We start from the raw sequence: 15080 nt of genomic DNA, 5'->3' as shown, positions 1-15080 counted from the left end.
ACCGGGAGACGGCCCCTCGCCCGTGGCTCACCCGTCGGTGTGCGCCCGGAAGGTGTGGTCCGGGCCCAGCTCCTCGATCCGGTAGTCGGCGTTCGGGAAGCTCGGCGTCGGCAGCGGGTCCGGGTAGGCCGGCTCGGTGCGCGGCGGCTGCCGCCGCACATACGCCGAACGCGCCCTGATGGCGGTGTCGACGGCCAGTTGCAGCGCCCGCGAGGGCGCCCGCACCCCGAACGCCAGCCGCATGTGCGGGGTCATCAGCGCCGGCAGCGCCGCCTTCGCGGCCCGGCGCCCCAGCGGACGCAGCCGCTCCGGCAGCCACCCCGCCAGCGGCTCGATCACCGTGTGCTGGAGGACGCCCCAGAGCGTCACGGCCTCGGGGGAGTACGCGAAGTGCTTCTCCACATAGGCGTCGTGGAAGGCGGCGAACGCCTCGTAGGACCCCGGTATGTCCTTGAGCCCCATGTGCTCGCCCTGCTCGCGCATGTGCAGATACGCGGCGTTGCGCTCCTGGTCGCTCAGCTTCCGCCAGCCGTACCGCTCGACCCAGCGCGACTGCACCAGCATGCTCGTGGCCAGCACGAACAGATACTCGTCATTGCTGATGGACCACTGGTGCCCGTCCTCCGCGCTGATGTGCTTCACCGCGCTCTTGTGGATGCGGTTCATCTGCCGGACGGCCGCCTTGCCCCGCGGGTCCTTGAAACCGCTCCGGACCATCTCCAGGCTGATCAGCGCGAAGTGCTCCATCCGGCGCTGGGTGTTCTCGGTCAGCTCGCCGGTCCGCACCAGCAGGGCCGCCATGTGCGGCGGGGCGACACTGTTGGCGAAGGCCAGCGCGCCGGAGACGCTGAAGTCCCACGGGAACTCGTACCCCATGTCCAGCCACCAGATGTGGCTGGCGTTCTCCTTCACGTCCATCCGCTGGATCTCGTTGAGCCGGGCGTACCTCTGCTGCTTGGCGCTGGTGCTCACGGTGCGGTTCCTCTCTCGGCGTCTCGCAGCAGCGCGCGCTCGACCAGAGGTGCCGCGCCGCCTGTCCAGGTCGTGGGAGCGCAGAGCCGGGTGAGCGCTCCGCGATCCAGTACATCGGTCAACTCCGGCACCCCGGCGAGCACATCGGCGAGCGGGGTGCCGCTCCCGGCCGCCCGCGCCGAGGCGTCGGCCAGCAGCTTCCGGGCCGCCGCCTTCCCGAGGGCCGGCGCCAGCACGGCGGCCAGCCGCTCGGTGACGACCAGACTGCCGGTCAGCCCCAGATTGGCCCGCATCCGCTCCGGGTGGACGGCCAGCCCCTCGGCCAGCTCCACCGCCGTGTGCGCGGCGCCCCCGGTCAGCCGCAGCGCCTCCCGCAGCAGCGACCACTCGGCGTGCCAGGCCCCCGCCGAGCGCTCGTCCTCCGCCAGCATGCACTGGGTGAGCCCCGCCGCCAGCACCGGAACCTGGAGCGCCGCGCTGCGGATCAGCGTGGAGAGCACCGGGTTGCGCTTGTGCGGCATCGCGGACGACCCGCCGCGCCCCGGCGGGCCCGGCTCACCGACCTCGCCGACCTCGGTGCGGGCGAGCGACTGCACATCCACGGCGATCTTCCCGAGCGCCCCGGCGGTGAAGGCCAGCGCCGCCGCCAGATCGGCGACCGGGGTGCGCAGCGCGTGCCAGGGCAGCGCGGAGACCGCGAGCCCGGTCTCCGCCGCGTACGCCGCGACCAGCCGCTCCAGATACTCGCCCGCCGCGACCGGGTCGTCCGGGGCGAGGGCCCCGTCCACGACGGCGTACTCCAGATATCCGGCCAGCGTCCCCGCCGCGCCGCCCAGCGACACCGGCAGCCCCTCGTCGAGCACCCGCCCGAGCCGCCGCTCGGCGTCGAGCACCAGCCCGCGCCAGCCCGCCGCCTTGAGCCCGAAGGTCGTCGGCACCGCGTGCAGCGCCAGCGTCCGCCCGGCCATCGGGGTGTCCCGGTGCAGCCGCGCCAGGGCGGCCAGCGCGTCGGCCACCCGCAGCAGATCCTCCCGTACGATCCGCAGCGCCCGGGCCGCCACCAGCATCGCCCCCGTGTCCAGGACGTCCTGGCTGGTGGAGCCGCGGTGGACGTACTCGGCGCTCTCCGGGTCCTTCGCCGCCACGGCGGCGGTCAGCGCGGCGACCAGCCCGACCACCGGGTTCGCGGTCTCCCGGGAGGCGAGCGCCAGCGCCCGGATGTCGAAGCCGCCGGCCCGCGCCGCCGCTCCGATCGCCTCGGCGGCGGTCGGGGGCACGGCCCCCAGCCGGGCCTGCGCCCGGGCGAGCGCGGCCTCCGCGTCGAGCATCGCCTGGAGCCACGCCGGATCGCTGACGGCAGCCTCGACGGGGGTGCCGGCCCGGACGGGGGAGAGGAGCCCGGAGTCGGCGGGGGCGGGGAGGAGGTGCCCGGTGGCGGCCGGGCTGCCCGGCGGCTCGGCCCCGGTCACACGATCACCCCGTCCACCTCGAACTCCGCGACATCGGGCCGTACCGCGTGCGGGACATGCGCCACCGGCGGCAGCGCGAGCACCGCGCGGGCGATCGCGTCCGAGTCCCCGACGGTCACCGAGTCGACACCCGGCCGGATACCGGCCGCCGTCACCCAGTGCACGGACTCCGTCGGCACCCCGTACGCGAACCGGCGCGGATGCGCCTGCCCCCGGCCGTCCAGCAGCCGGTACGGACGCTCGGTGACGGCCAGGCCCCCGGTCTCGAAGACGGTCCCGTGCCCGCCCGGTATCCGGTAGGGCATCGCCTGGTCGGTGTTGAGCAGATGCCGCAGCAGCGGATCGTTGGTGCGCCGCAGATCCGGCTCGGGCAGCCGGGCCTCGATGAGCGCGGTCGCCCGGACCGGCTCACCCGGCACCAGCGGGGAGGAGGCGACGAACTCCGGGGCGGCGGTGTTGAGCCGCACATGCGTCCCGGGGCCGGTGATCTCCATCAGCCCCGCCTCGATCAGCGCGATCAGCTCCTCGATCCGCGAGGCCGGCGGTCCGATGGAGAGGAAGGCGTTGAGCGGGGTGTACCAGCCCTCCAGGTCGTCGCGGTGCGAATCCCCGTCCAGACCGCTGTGGTCGACCGCGAGCCGCACCTCGTTGCGCAGATCGCGCAGCACATCGAGGGCCGCCTTGAGCGGGCCGTTCACATTCCCCGCCCGCGCCTCCCGGACATCCCGCTCCAGATACTCCACCAGCCACTTGCGGAAGCCGTCCCGGTCGGCGAACTCCTGGCCGCTGCACGGCTTGGAGATCCGCCCCCAGTCCCAGCGCTCGGACCCGGCGATCCCCGCGGACTCCAGCAGCGGCCCCGGATCGGCGTCCGGCGCCAGCCCCAGATAGGCGTCGGTGAACGCCTCCCGGGCCTCGCCCCGGCCCACCGACTCCAGCAGCGTGCCGTAGTAGACGCTCTCCACCTCCCGCCGGATCAGCGGCCACAGATCGCGCCCGAAGTTCACCCGCTCCGGGCTCCTCCGCAGCTCCGCGACCTTCGCGGGGGTCAGCAGCCGGGGGAAGTACCGCCCCGAAGCGCCCTTCTCGTTCTCCCCGCGCGCCTGGTAGGGCACCCCGCGCCGGGAGAAGGCGTACATCCTGGGCTCGTCGCCGGACGGCCGGTACACCAGCCGGCCGTCCCCGCCCCGCTCGAAGGAACCGCCCCGGCCCGCGGTGAACAGCGCCATGTAGTCGAAGAAGCAGAGCCCGAGCCCGCGCAGCAGCACCGGCCGGCCGGCCCCGATCACACTCAGATCGAGATCGGCGGGGTTGGTGGGCGTGACATAGGTGAGGTGGTGGATACGGGCGAGGCTCGCGGTCCGCTCCTCGCGCGCGGTCGGGCGGGTCGGCACATGGCCCTGGGCCAGCACGATGGCGTCCAGCCGGTTGAGCCGGGTGCCGTCCTCCAGGCGCAGCCCCTGCGGCCCGCCGGGCACCCCGTGCGTATCGGCCATGGCCACCGCCCGCGAGCGGTGCACGGTGACCGTGACGTGCGCGGGGGCCGAGTCCACCACCCGCTGGAAGCAGTCGTTGAGGTAGCAGCCGTAGAAGGCCCTGGTCGGATACGTGTCGGGCCCGAGCCCCGCCGCCTCCTCGCGCACCTCCGGCGGGAAGCCGCCCAGGTCGCCGAGGGCGCGCAGACCGGTGGCCCACTCGTACAGCGTCGGACCGGGCTCGACCGGTCCCTCGATGGTGGTGCTCTCGTCGGTGTAGACGGTGATCTGGGACGCCACCGTGTTCATCAGCAGATGGCGCGACTGCTCGGTGCGCCAGACCGTCCCGGCGCCGGGGCCCGAGCGGTCCACCACGTGGACGGTCACCGATGTGTGCGACGGCGAGGCCCGCTCATTGGCACAGAGGCGCTCCAGCACGGAGAGTCCGCGCGGGCCGACCCCGACGATTCCGATCTCGACGTGGCTGCTCATCAAGTCAGTCCGTTTCTGGGGAATTCCGATGATTCCGGACGGGGGGCGCGTCCCCGGGCGGGAGCGCCCCCACCGCTGTCGGCTCAGCCGGGCTCAGCCCTGCCGCCGCGCGGCCTCGGCCTCGGCCCGCAGCTCCAGCTGCCGGATCAGCTCCAGCCGCTTGATCTTGGTGGTGGCGGTCTGCGGCAGATCCTCGATGCGCCACTGCACCGGCTCGGCCAGCTTGGGCAGATCCGCGACCGCGGCCCGCCAGGCGGCCGGGTTCAGCGGCTTGTCGTCGCGGGTGGAGACGACCGGCACGGGCAGCCCGCCGCCGGGGCCGGGCACGATGATCGCCTCGGTCAGCTCGGGCAGCCGGCCGAAGAGCTTGTCCTCGATCTCCAGGGTGCTGTCGATGCCGGGGATCTCGTCGACCTCCCGGTCCAGCAGATGCAGACAGCCCCACTTGGTGCGGTAGCCGACATCGCCCATCCGCCACCAGCCGTCGTTCACCTGCTTCTCCCAGCGCGGGTGCTCACCGAGATAGGTGACGATCCGTCCGTCGCTGCGGACCTCGATGAACCCGGGGGTCGACTTGGAGGGGGTGTTGCCGTCCCGGCTGACCACCCGTACCCCGGTCATCCCCGGGAAGGGGCGGCCGACACAGCGGCCCTCGGCATCGGCGCCGCGCTTGTGGGTGTAGGTGCGGCCGGCGATCGGGCCGACCTCGCTCTGCCCGTACATCTGGATGAACACCGCGCCCTTGCGGCGGGACGCGCCGAGCAGCCGGTGCACCGTCCGGGGGTGGATGGCGTCGAAGGTGGAGCTGAAGTACCTCACCTTCGCCAGCGGGCCGCGCGGGTCGTCGACCAGCTCCTCCCAGCGCATGAAGGTGTTGGGGTGCGCCTCGATCAGCCCGGGCGGGACCTGGGTGAACAGCTCGCCCACGGTCTCCGGGTCGTCCTCCCGGAGGATGATCACCGGGTGGCCCTGGAGGATCGAGATCGGCAGCGCCGTGAACATCCGCGAGTGCACGAACGACACATGGATCGCGACCGGCTCGCTCGGGCCGACCAGCTTGGCGACCGTGCCCTGCGGGCGGTAGCGCGCCTGGAAGGTCCGCCCCGTGTGGACGGCCAGCTTCGGTACGCCGGTGGTGCCGGAGGTGTGGGTGATGAGCGTGGGGTGGTCGGGGGAGACCACCGCCGGGCTGACCCGGGGGGACCCGGCGAGCGCGCCCAGCTCCACGGCGCCCTCGTGGCTGCCGGTGGTGAGCAGCAGCTTCCGGGACAGCTCGAACACCTCGGCCGGCAGCTCCTTCTCCAGCTTGGCCTGGTCGGTGACGAGGAAGGGCCGGTCCACCCGGCGCAGCAGCTCCGCCACGGTCTGGCCGTCCAGCTTCGGCGACAGCAGGACCGGTACGGCGCCGATCCGCGCGATCGCGCAGGCCAGCAGCGTGATGTCGAAGCCGTTGGTCTTGTGGACGACCACCCGCTCACCGGTGCGGACCCCGGCGGCCCACAGCCGGGAGGCGAAGTCGGCCACCAGCTCGGCCACTTCGGTCAGGGTGAGGCGACGGCCCAGCTCCGGGGCGATGTCCAGATCGTGATCGAGCGTCACCGGGCTCGCGGGGTGCAGCTCCGCGGCCCTGTCGAACAGTGTTCCCAGGCGGATGCCCTTGTTTCCGATGCGCTGGAGAAACATTGCACACGTCCCCTCATCTGAGATGTTCGGTGGTCCGCCGGGGTCAGGAATTCTCGATGATTTCCTTGATGCGCTGGAGCGTGTCGTCGAGATCCTGGGCGAGCTTGTCGCTCCACTCCTCGACGAACTTGGCGCGTTCCGCCTCATCGAGGTCCGCGACGATGTGCTGAATTCCGGCGGTCGCCTTTCCCATCCGGAAGTGATGGGTGAGCACGGCGCCGCCATCGGCCGCCTCGACATCGAATCCCCAGATGCTCTCCTGGTCGGCGCCCGCGTGGGTGAGCATCATCCACTGGAAGGTCCGGCCCGGCTCAGCTGCGGTGATCCGGCACTCGGTGTGCCAGATGCCCCGGATCAGGGGGGCCCAGGCGACGACTTCCTCGCTCCGCAGATTCTCTCCGCGGAAAACCGATCCAACGGCGGACGGCGCACCGGAAGTCCATTCCCCGCCCTGGCACTCGGGGCTCCATTCGCCACTGCGGGGAAGGTCGCTGACCACGGCGTAGATCTCGTCCGGAGTGGCCTTCACGGCAATGTCGGCCCGGAGTTCGAAGAGTGGGGACTTTTCGATGATGGAGGTCATGTGGCTGAGCTTCGCAGCGAGGGTGAGGGCCGGGCCAAGGATCGCCCCAGGGTTGGTCAGGTTCAGGAGGGGCCCGCGGCCCCGGGCTCGGGGGCGCGCTTCCGGACGCGTACCGGCTCGGGGGGCCGGGGCCCCGGGGGCCGGGGGCCCGGACCGGCCGTGGCCCGGGAGAGCCCTGGCTCCCCGCCGCCCGGCCCCCGCCCCGGGGTCGGCCGGGTTCACGGGGCCCGCGGGGGCCGGCTCCGGCGATGACACCCCGGGGACGGCCCCGCGCCGCCCGGCTCCACCAGGGCACCCCGGGGTGCCCTGGTGGAGCCCGGGCCGGTCCGGGGGGTGACTCCTGGTGGAGCCCCGGCCGGTCCGGGGTGGCGACCGCCCCGGACCGCCCTCGGCCCGTCGGGGTCTCAGGCCGCCGTGTGGAGGACCACCTTGCCGGTGACCTTCCCCTCCTCCACCAGCCGGTGCCCCTCCGCCGCCGAGGCGAGCGGGAGCGGCTCCACGGCCTGCGGGCGCAGACTTCCGTCCGCCAGCAGCCGGTTGATCCCCGCCGCCGCCGAGGCCAGCTCATCCGTGCTCGCCTGCGAGATGGCGAAGCCCACCAGGGAGCAGTCCTTGACGTACAGCGGCCCGACCGGCAGCTCCGGCCGGGTCAGCAGACCGGCCAGCAGCATGATCCGGCCCCGCCGCGCCAGCAGCCCCACCGCGCCGGTCAGATCGTTCCCCGCCGAGGTGTCCAGATGGATGTCCACACCGTCCGGGGCCGACTCCGCGATCCGGGCGTTCACATCGGGGTCCCGGTAGTCGACGGTGGCGGTGGCGCCCAGCGCCCGTACCCGCTCGGCGTCGCGCGCGCTCGCCACCCCGATCACCCGGGCCCCGGCCCGGGCCGCCATCAGGACGAGAGCGCTGCCCACATTCCCGCCGGCGCCGATGACGGCCACCGTCTCACCCGGCCGCAGCCGGCCATGGGTGAACAGCCCCAGATGGGCGGTGGCCGCCGGGTGCGCCACGGCGACCGCGTCGGCCGCCGGCACCCCCGGGGGCAGCCGGTAGAGCCGCTCGGCCGGCACCACCGCCTGCTCGGCGGCGGCGCCCTGCCGCCCCGCGTACCCCAGGCTGTTGCACCAGACCCGGTCGCCGGGGGAGAAACCCACCGCGCCCGGCCCGGCGGCGGCCACCGTCCCCACCAGGTCCCGGCCGATCACCAGGGGCAGGGGGACGGGGGTGCGCCAGGCACCCGACCGCACAAAGGTGTCCACGTGGTTGACGGCGGTGACCTCGACGTCCACGAGCACGTCGTTCGGTCCTGGTCGCGGAGGCGGCAGCTCGCCGTACCGGATCACGTCCGGCGGCCCGAACCGCTCGATGAAGGCAGCACGCATGGCCTGATCCTTCCGAGGCCGGGAGCCCTTGGACCCTGGTGCCGGGGGACTGTGTCACCTCGGCGGCCACCCCGCCGCCCGGCCTCCCCGCACCTGACAAAGACGGACGCCGGGGCATGTCGAGACGGACGAATCAGCACACCCTGGACAGCGAAGGGACAGGGATCTCGAACGGGGGAGTTCGCATGGACGGGTTGAACAGACGGCGGTTCATCACCGGTACGGGCGCGGCGATCGCGACCTCGGCCGCCACCGCCGCCCCGGCGGCGGCCGGACCCGCCGCCGCTCCACCCGCACCCGCACCCGCCTCCGTCTCAGCCTCCGCCTCCGCCGCGACGGTCACCCCCTCGGACGCCCGCTACGCCGACCTCGTCTCCGGGATGAACGGCCGCTTCTCCGCCGCCCCCGAGGAGATCCGGCTCCCCGCCTCGACCGGGCAGGTGGTCCGGATCGTCCGCGAGGCGGCGCGCCGGGGGAAGTATCTGGTGATCCGCGGCGGCGGCCACGGATTCGGGGACTTCGTCTTCAACAAGGAGGCCGAGATCCTGCTCGATCTGCGGCTGCTCAACCGCGTCGGCTACGACGAGCGGCGCGGGGCGTTCTTCGTCGAACCGGGCGCCACCCTGCTCCAGGTCTACGAGACCCTCTACACCGGCTGGGGCGTCACCGTGCCCGGCGGCGCCTGCCACAGCATCGGCGCCGGCGGCCACTTCGCCGGCGGCGGCTACGGCATGCTCTCCCGCCGGCACGGCCTCGTCTGCGATCACATCGAGGCCGCCGAGGTGGTCACCGTCGACCGGCGCGGCGAGGTCCGCGCGCTCACCGTCACCCGTGACCGGAACGACCCCCACCGCGACCTCCTCTGGGCGCTCGCCGGTGGCGGCGGAGGCAACTTCGGCGTGGTGACGCGGTACTGGCTGCGCACGCGCGGCGCGACCGGAGAGCCCTCGGAGCTGCTGCCCGCCCCGCCCGCGACCGTCCACTACACCCAGGCCACCTGGCCGTGGGAGCGGATCACCGAAGCGGGCTTCGGGAATCTGCTGCGGGAGTACGGGAAGTGGTCCAGGCGGCACGACGACCCCGGCTCGCCCTACGCGGGCATGGGCCATCTCCTCTTCCTCAACCACATCACGGCCGGGAATCTCTTCCTGGTCGCGCAGATCGACGCGGGCACCCCGGACGCCCGGCGGCTGATGGAGGAGTTCGTCGGCTTCCTCAGCCGGGCCATGGGCGCCGAGCCGGACTCGCTCGACATCCAGCACCTGCCCTTCCTCAAGGCCACCACCCACAGCACCATGGGCGGCGAGACCCTCACCAACCCCAGCCTGCGCACCTCGCACAAGTCGGCGTTCATGAGCGACGGCTTCCCGGAGCGCCAGATCGACGCGCTCCACCGCCATCTCACCCGCGAGGACTACAGCAACCTCTTCAGCTATGTGATCCTCAGCTCCGCCGGTGCCCGGATCAACGCGCCGGCGCCGGACGCGACGGCGTCACCGCACCGCGATGCGCTCTTCGCCGTCTACTACGAGTGCTACTGGCGCAGACCGGAGGACGACGAGCGCAACATCCGCTGGGTGCGCGAGGTGTACCAGGACATGTACGCGGACACCGGCGGCGTACCCGTACCGAACGGGGTCACCGACGGGTGCTATGTCAACTACGCCGACCGCGATCTGAGCGACCCGGCGTTCAACCGCTCCGCGAGCCCCTGGCACGAGCTGTACTACAAGGGGAACTACCCGAGGCTCCAGCGGGTGAAGGCCCGGTACGACCCGACGAACTTCTTCCGCCACCGCCAGTCGATCGCGCTCCCCGGCCGGGAGTGAGCGCCGGTCCGGGGGCCGGGGCCGGTCCGGGGGCCGGGGCCGGTCCGGGAGCCGGGGCCGGTCCGGCGCGCCGGCCGGACCGGCTCGCTCGCCGCCCCTACTTCCCCAGCAGGGCCCGCGCCTCGGCGATCAGCTCGACCTGACGCCGCCAGTCGCCGCCGTCGACCACCAGGTCGAGATGGGTGGCACCGGCCTCGGCGTAGGCGGTGAACCGCTCGGCGGCCTCCTCGGGGGTGCCGCCGATCGGCACCTCCGCCGCCTCGTCGGCCGCGAGTCCGAACTGCTTGACCAGGCTCTCCAGGAACGCGGCCCGGGCGCTGGTGACGGACTCCCCGTCACCGAGGCCGGCGTGCAGCCACACACTGGTGGCGGGCGCGGGCCGGCCGTGCTCGGCGGCGATCTCCCGCAGCCGGGCGGTTCCCCGGGCGACCGTCGCCGGCGAGACCATCGACGGCAGCCACCCGTCGGCCAGCGCCCCGGCCCGCCGGATCGCCCGCTCCGACGCGCCCCCGACGAGCACCGGCGGCACCTCCGCCGGGGGCGACAGGGTCACCGCCGCCTCCCCGGGCCGGTGCGGCAGCGCCGTCTCCCGTCCGCTCAGCAGCCGCGGCAGCAGCGCGAGTCCCTCCTCGAACCGCCGCCCCCGCTCCTCGCCCGAGGCCCCGACCGCCTCCCAGAACGGCGTCCCGGGCGCACCGCCCGTACCCACTCCGAGCACCACCCGCCCCCCGGACAACTGCTGGAGCGTCCCCACCTGCTGCGCCACCCAGGTGATGTCCCGCACGGGCAGCGTCAGCACACTGAACCGCAGCCCCACGCGCTCGGTCACCCCGGCGGCGGCGGCGAGCAGCAGCGGAGCATCGAGCGCCGGCACCCCATTGCCCATGATGAAGTCGCACACGGAGACGGAATCGAGCCCCGCCTCCTCGGCGTGCCGGGCCCCCTCGACCACCCCGGGGAACCCACCGGGGGCCAGGTCGCCGTAGGAGGGCAGGGAGACACCGATCTCTATAGCAGGCACGTCATCCTCCGTGTCAGATGCGGGAGCCCGGCGAACTCCGGCGTCCCGGCGGGGAGTTCAACCTACAGGCAGCGCCCCGGCCGCCTTCCTGAACGCCTCCGACGATGCCGCTCCGCGCGACCCGGGGCGCGCGGGCCGCCCGCACTGTGTCAGGTGGCCGTGCCCGGTCCGTGTCGGCCCCGTGTCCGCCCCGTGTCCGGTCCGTGCCCCGGGGCCGGCCGCGGTGGCGGACAGCTCTCCGTCACCCAACCTCCGCTTGATCGCCATGGCATGCCCCCGTAACCATTCCTATAATCAGCCAAACGCAGATGTGGGAACGGGACACCGGTCGCCTCGCGGGCGGTGGAAGGCAAGAGCAACGGGGATCACAGCATGGTGTTCGTGGACAGGGCCGCGCCCGGCGCGGCCGGGGCGCAGTCCGTACAGCTCAACGGGGTTCCGCCGGAGCCGTCGCCGGCCGCGGGCGGGGGCGGGGGCGCGCCGGATCTGGCGTCGACGCCCGCGGTCAAGCGGGCCGCCGCGTCCACCATCGAGTCGGAGCTGGAGCCGGGCACCCGGAAGGCGGGTGACTGGCCCGACGACGCCAGCGGCAAGGTCGTCAGCGGCCTCAACGGCTGGGCCACCGCCGCCGGGATGAAGACGGTTCAGGAGACCTGGGACCGGCAGGTCAAGACCCTGCTGGGACGGCTGGCCGGGGAGAAGGGGGCGCTGCGCGCGACCGCGGGCACCCTCCAGAGCACCGACGGGGTGCGCGGGAGCCGTATCGGCTCCGTCCCGTCCAACCTCTCCACGTACTAGAACCGCCGCGGCCCCGGACCGTCCCCGGCCGCACGGGGGCGCCCGGCCGCTCCCAGGGGGATCACCATGCTGACGTACCACGATGTCATGACGGCCGATTTCGGCGGCCTCTCCGCCGCCGCGGAGAAGTGGCAGGAGACGGCGAGAGAGTTCGCCAAGGTGGAGAAGCGCTACCGGGACAGCGTCGAGAAGATCACCATGGAGCGGGCCTGGCTGGGCGAGAGCGCCAACGCGGCCCGCGCCAACTTCGCCGCCACCCGCTACGAGTACGAGGCGGCCCAGACCCAGGCGAAGGCCACGGCGACCCTGCTGCGCAACGCGCACACCGAGCTGACCGAGTTGCGGAAGCAGCTGGAGTCCAGCCGGGCCGACGCCGTCAAGGCCGGGATGAAGGTGTCCGAGCAGGGCCATGTCTCCTACGACTACGACCGGCTCAGCGCCCAGGAGCGCGGTACGGCGATGAACCACCCCGGTCACGCCAAGGAGATCCAGACCGCCGTCCAGAGCTGGCAGGACCATCTGAAGGAGCGGGTCAAGGCCGTCGACGAGGCGGACAAGGACCTCAAGAAGGATCTGGAGGCGGTGGTCAAGGACACGGGCGGCGACAGGAGGGACGCCACCGCGGGCGGCTTCAACGGCGACGCGGCCAAGGTGGCCGCCGCCGACGACCAGGCGAGGAAGGTCCGGACCGAACTCGCCTCCGCCATCGAGATGAAGGACAACGAGACCCTCGACGACTATCTGAAGCGGCTCCAGCGCGAGGGCATCACCCGGCTCACCGGCAGCGAACAGCTCGGCAGGGTCATCACCGCGTACCTCGCGGGGACGGCGAAGGCGGGAATGGTCGCCCAGGCCCTCTACACCTCCGGGATGTGGAGCTTCAAGCTCGCCAAGTACCTCCGCCGCCCGGACCCGATGAACGCGCCCGGCACCATGGTCGGCAAGTTCGTCAACACCCGGCTGGCGGCGGCCCAGCCGGGAAGTCTGCTGAGCAAGGTGCCGCCGGGCGCGGCGCGGTTCCTGTACGGCTCCGATCTCGCCGCCGAGTTCGGCGCGCACATGCGGCGCGGCGACTACTTCATCCCCAAGGCGCACCAGGCGAATCTGGCCACGGTCGCCAAGAACGGCGGACTGGGCCAGGCGGCCAGGGCCGCCGGCTGGGTGCGCGGCGCGGGGGTCGTCGGAGGCGCCGCCGCGACGGTCTACGGCGTGGCGAATCTGGCCACGTACAACACCGACATGATCAAGGCCAACCCCGACAAGTTCGCCACCGATCTGACGAGCACGGCGTTCAGCGCTTCGATGACGGCCCTGACGGTGGCGCCCAACCCGGTCACCGCCGGTCTGGCCATCGGTACCGGTGTGGCCTATCTCGGTGCCACGGCCTGGGAGAACCGCGAGGCCATCGGCGACGCGGTGGGCGACGCGGCGGAGTGGACCGGGAAGACGGCTGAGAAGATCGGGGACGGGGTGTCGAAGGGCCTCGACAAGGTCGGCGACGGCATCGCGAGCGGAGCGAAGAAGATCTTCAACAACCCCTTCGACTGATCCGCCCCGCCCCGGGGTCCCGGGTCCCGCCCCGGGGTCCCGGGTCCTGGCCCGGGTCCTGGCCACCCGGGGCCGGCCATCCGCACCGCGTCCTCGCGTCCGAGCAGGGAGTACAGATGCAGACCGTCACCACACCCTTCCGGCTGAACTGCTTCCGGAACGACCCCTTCGAGCAGCGGGCCGGCTTCGAGGGCTGGCGCGGGACCTCCCCGGAGCTGGGGGAGATCTCGGTCACCTACCCGTTCATGAGCGGCGAGGACGAGATGCGCTCGATCGTCAGGGGCGAGCGGATTCCGACCGTCCTCTACGACACCAAGGGCATGCATGTGTCGGCGGGGCTGCGCATGCCCACGCTGAACCGCGGAGTCCTGCGGGTGGGGGAGCGGGAGGTCGCCATGAGCCGCAACCGGCTGGGCGTCACCGACCAGGGCCGTGCGCTCCATCTCACCCACGGGGAGGACGAGTACCGGCTCTGGGCCGTCAGCGATCTGCGCTACGCCCTGGCCCGGAAGGCGTCCGGGGAGCGTCCCGCGGTCACCGTCCGGGTCGAGCAGTCCGGCAAGGCCGGGGTCCGGGCCATGAAGAGCGGACGGCTCACCCTCGCCTTCACCGTCGAAGGGCCCGCCGAGCCCACCGATATCGCCCTCGCGGCCATGTTCGCGGGAGTCGACCGCGCCAATCTCACCCCCGGGGGCTCCGTCCGGGCGCTCTTCGCCCGGGGCCGTGACCAGGCCGTGGAACTCGGCACCGGCCTCTGACCGCCCGTCGCAGCACGCAGCACGCAGCACCCACCCGCCCCAGCGAAACGAGCCCCCCGCATGCCCTCCTTCGACCTCTCCCGGTACCGCTTCCGCCTCGGCGACGACGACCTCGCCGCCCTCGCGCTGATCGCGACCGGGGAGCCCGTGCCCGAGCAACTCGCCCCGGCGGTCGCCGGGCTGCGCGAGGCCGGGCTGATCTGGCCGGACGGACAGCTCGCCGAGGCGCTGCTTCCGCTGCTCAACGCGCTGCTCGGCCCCTCGGCCATCGTCGGCGTGGAGACCGCCGGCCGCCAGGGCGGGCTGGCGCACGGCCTGCTCGTCGGCGCCGAGGACGTCTTCTCGCACGAGTCGTGGCCCGGGGAGAGCGAGTCGGAGTACGTCCGGGTCGACCGCGACATGGTCGTCTGGGAACTGGCCCGGATGGTGAACCTCCAGCGCCCCGAGGTCCCGCTCACCGGGCTCGCCACCGTCGACGCCACCCTCGGAGCCCTGGACGCGGCGCTGGCCGCGCAGGGCTGGGCCGCCACCCCCGCCGACGAGCCCGCCGCCGTCCGCGCCGCCCTGGCCTCGGCGGGCGGTGTGCACGACCCGGAGCTGTCCCGGCTCACCGAACTCATCGTCCACCTGCGGTGCAGCTGGCGCATGACCGCCGCCTGGCCCGGCCACGACGGCACCGCCCCCGGGGTCACCGCCCGAGGTTTCGCCGTCTGGGACTGCGGCCCCCTCGGCCACTGGCACCGCGCGCTGCCGGCCGAACCCGTCATGGAGGACGCCACCGGCCCCGCCGTGCCGCTGCGGCTCACCCGGGTCCTGCCCAAGGAGATCTGGCAGATGATCGCCGGCCTCCTCCCCGACACCGCCGGGATCACCGGCCCCCCGGCCCTCTAGACCTCCCGTCCGGACCTCCCGTCCGGACCTCCCGTCCGGACCTCCCGTCCGGACCTCCCGTCCGGACCGGCCCCCCGGACCGGCCCCCCGGACCGCCACTCGTCCGTACCGGCCGGCCCTTCAGACCACGTCGGCTCCCCGGGCCGCCCCGTCCGCCGGGGCCCCCGCCCGGTCGGGGG

12 protein-coding genes are annotated in these 15080 nt (G+C 73.3%); 5 read left to right on the top strand and 7 right to left on the bottom strand.

Features of this window, described 5'->3' with window-relative positions:
• Positions 1-27: 27 nt before the first annotated feature.
• The 6 genes from ABT122_RS28890 to ABT122_RS28865 form a co-directional block, all read right to left on the bottom strand.
• Positions 28-972 (bottom strand): oxygenase MpaB family protein, encoded by a 945-nt coding sequence (locus tag ABT122_RS28890; RefSeq protein WP_351558284.1) that lies wholly within the window; start codon positions 970-972, stop codon positions 28-30.
• Positions 969-2441, bottom strand: coding sequence for a nitrosuccinate lyase (locus ABT122_RS28885; protein ID WP_351558282.1), 1473 nt, complete (start codon positions 2439-2441; stop codon positions 969-971). The genes ABT122_RS28890 and ABT122_RS28885 overlap by 4 nt, the downstream gene beginning before the upstream one ends.
• Positions 2438-4408: an FAD/NAD(P)-binding protein gene (locus ABT122_RS28880; protein WP_351558280.1), complete on the bottom strand. Its 1971-nt coding sequence runs from the start codon at positions 4406-4408 to the stop codon at positions 2438-2440. Before ABT122_RS28880 ends, ABT122_RS28885 begins: the two co-directional genes overlap by 4 nt.
• A gap of 93 nt (positions 4409-4501) precedes the next feature.
• Positions 4502-6091, bottom strand: coding sequence for a class I adenylate-forming enzyme family protein (locus ABT122_RS28875; RefSeq protein ID WP_351558279.1), 1590 nt, complete (start codon positions 6089-6091; stop codon positions 4502-4504).
• Between the two features lie 43 nt (positions 6092-6134).
• Positions 6135-6674: an SRPBCC family protein gene (locus ABT122_RS28870; RefSeq protein WP_351558277.1), complete on the bottom strand. Its 540-nt coding sequence runs from the start codon at positions 6672-6674 to the stop codon at positions 6135-6137.
• A 404-nt stretch (positions 6675-7078) separates the two neighbouring features.
• Complete coding sequence (locus ABT122_RS28865; RefSeq protein ID WP_351558275.1) at positions 7079-8056, bottom strand: NADPH:quinone reductase; 978 nt, start codon at positions 8054-8056, stop codon at positions 7079-7081.
• A 185-nt stretch (positions 8057-8241) separates the two neighbouring features.
• On the opposite strand from ABT122_RS28865, the gene ABT122_RS28860 reads away from it, so the two are divergent.
• Positions 8242-9885: an FAD-binding oxidoreductase gene (locus ABT122_RS28860; RefSeq protein ID WP_351558273.1), complete on the top strand. Its 1644-nt coding sequence runs from the start codon at positions 8242-8244 to the stop codon at positions 9883-9885.
• Between the two features lie 97 nt (positions 9886-9982).
• Here the strand turns inward: ABT122_RS28860 and ABT122_RS28855 are convergent, their stop codons facing one another.
• Positions 9983-10906, bottom strand: coding sequence for an LLM class flavin-dependent oxidoreductase (locus ABT122_RS28855; protein WP_351558271.1), 924 nt, complete (start codon positions 10904-10906; stop codon positions 9983-9985).
• A 372-nt stretch (positions 10907-11278) separates the two neighbouring features.
• Here ABT122_RS28855 and ABT122_RS28850 point away from each other — a divergent pair, with 372 nt between their 5' ends.
• The 4 genes from ABT122_RS28850 (at position 11279) to ABT122_RS28835 (ending at position 14901) form a co-directional block, all read left to right on the top strand.
• On the top strand, positions 11279-11704 hold the full coding sequence (locus tag ABT122_RS28850) for a hypothetical protein (RefSeq protein WP_351558269.1): 426 nt from the start codon (positions 11279-11281) through the stop codon (positions 11702-11704).
• 66 nt (positions 11705-11770) lie between these two features.
• Positions 11771-13252, top strand: coding sequence for a hypothetical protein (locus ABT122_RS28845; RefSeq protein WP_351558267.1), 1482 nt, complete (start codon positions 11771-11773; stop codon positions 13250-13252).
• 116 nt (positions 13253-13368) lie between these two features.
• A complete protein-coding gene (locus ABT122_RS28840; RefSeq protein WP_351558265.1) occupies positions 13369-14010 on the top strand; it encodes a hypothetical protein in 642 nt (213 codons plus the stop codon).
• Positions 14011-14070: 60 nt separating this feature from the next.
• On the top strand, positions 14071-14901 hold the full coding sequence (locus ABT122_RS28835) for a histidine kinase (RefSeq protein WP_351558263.1): 831 nt from the start codon (positions 14071-14073) through the stop codon (positions 14899-14901).
• The last annotated feature ends 179 nt before the right edge of the window (positions 14902-15080 follow it).

It is taken from the genome of Streptomyces sp. NPDC001985, from assembly GCF_040296845.1.
Taxonomy (GTDB): domain Bacteria; phylum Actinomycetota; class Actinomycetes; order Streptomycetales; family Streptomycetaceae; genus Streptomyces.
This window is presented reverse-complemented; position numbering and strand designations above follow the sequence as displayed.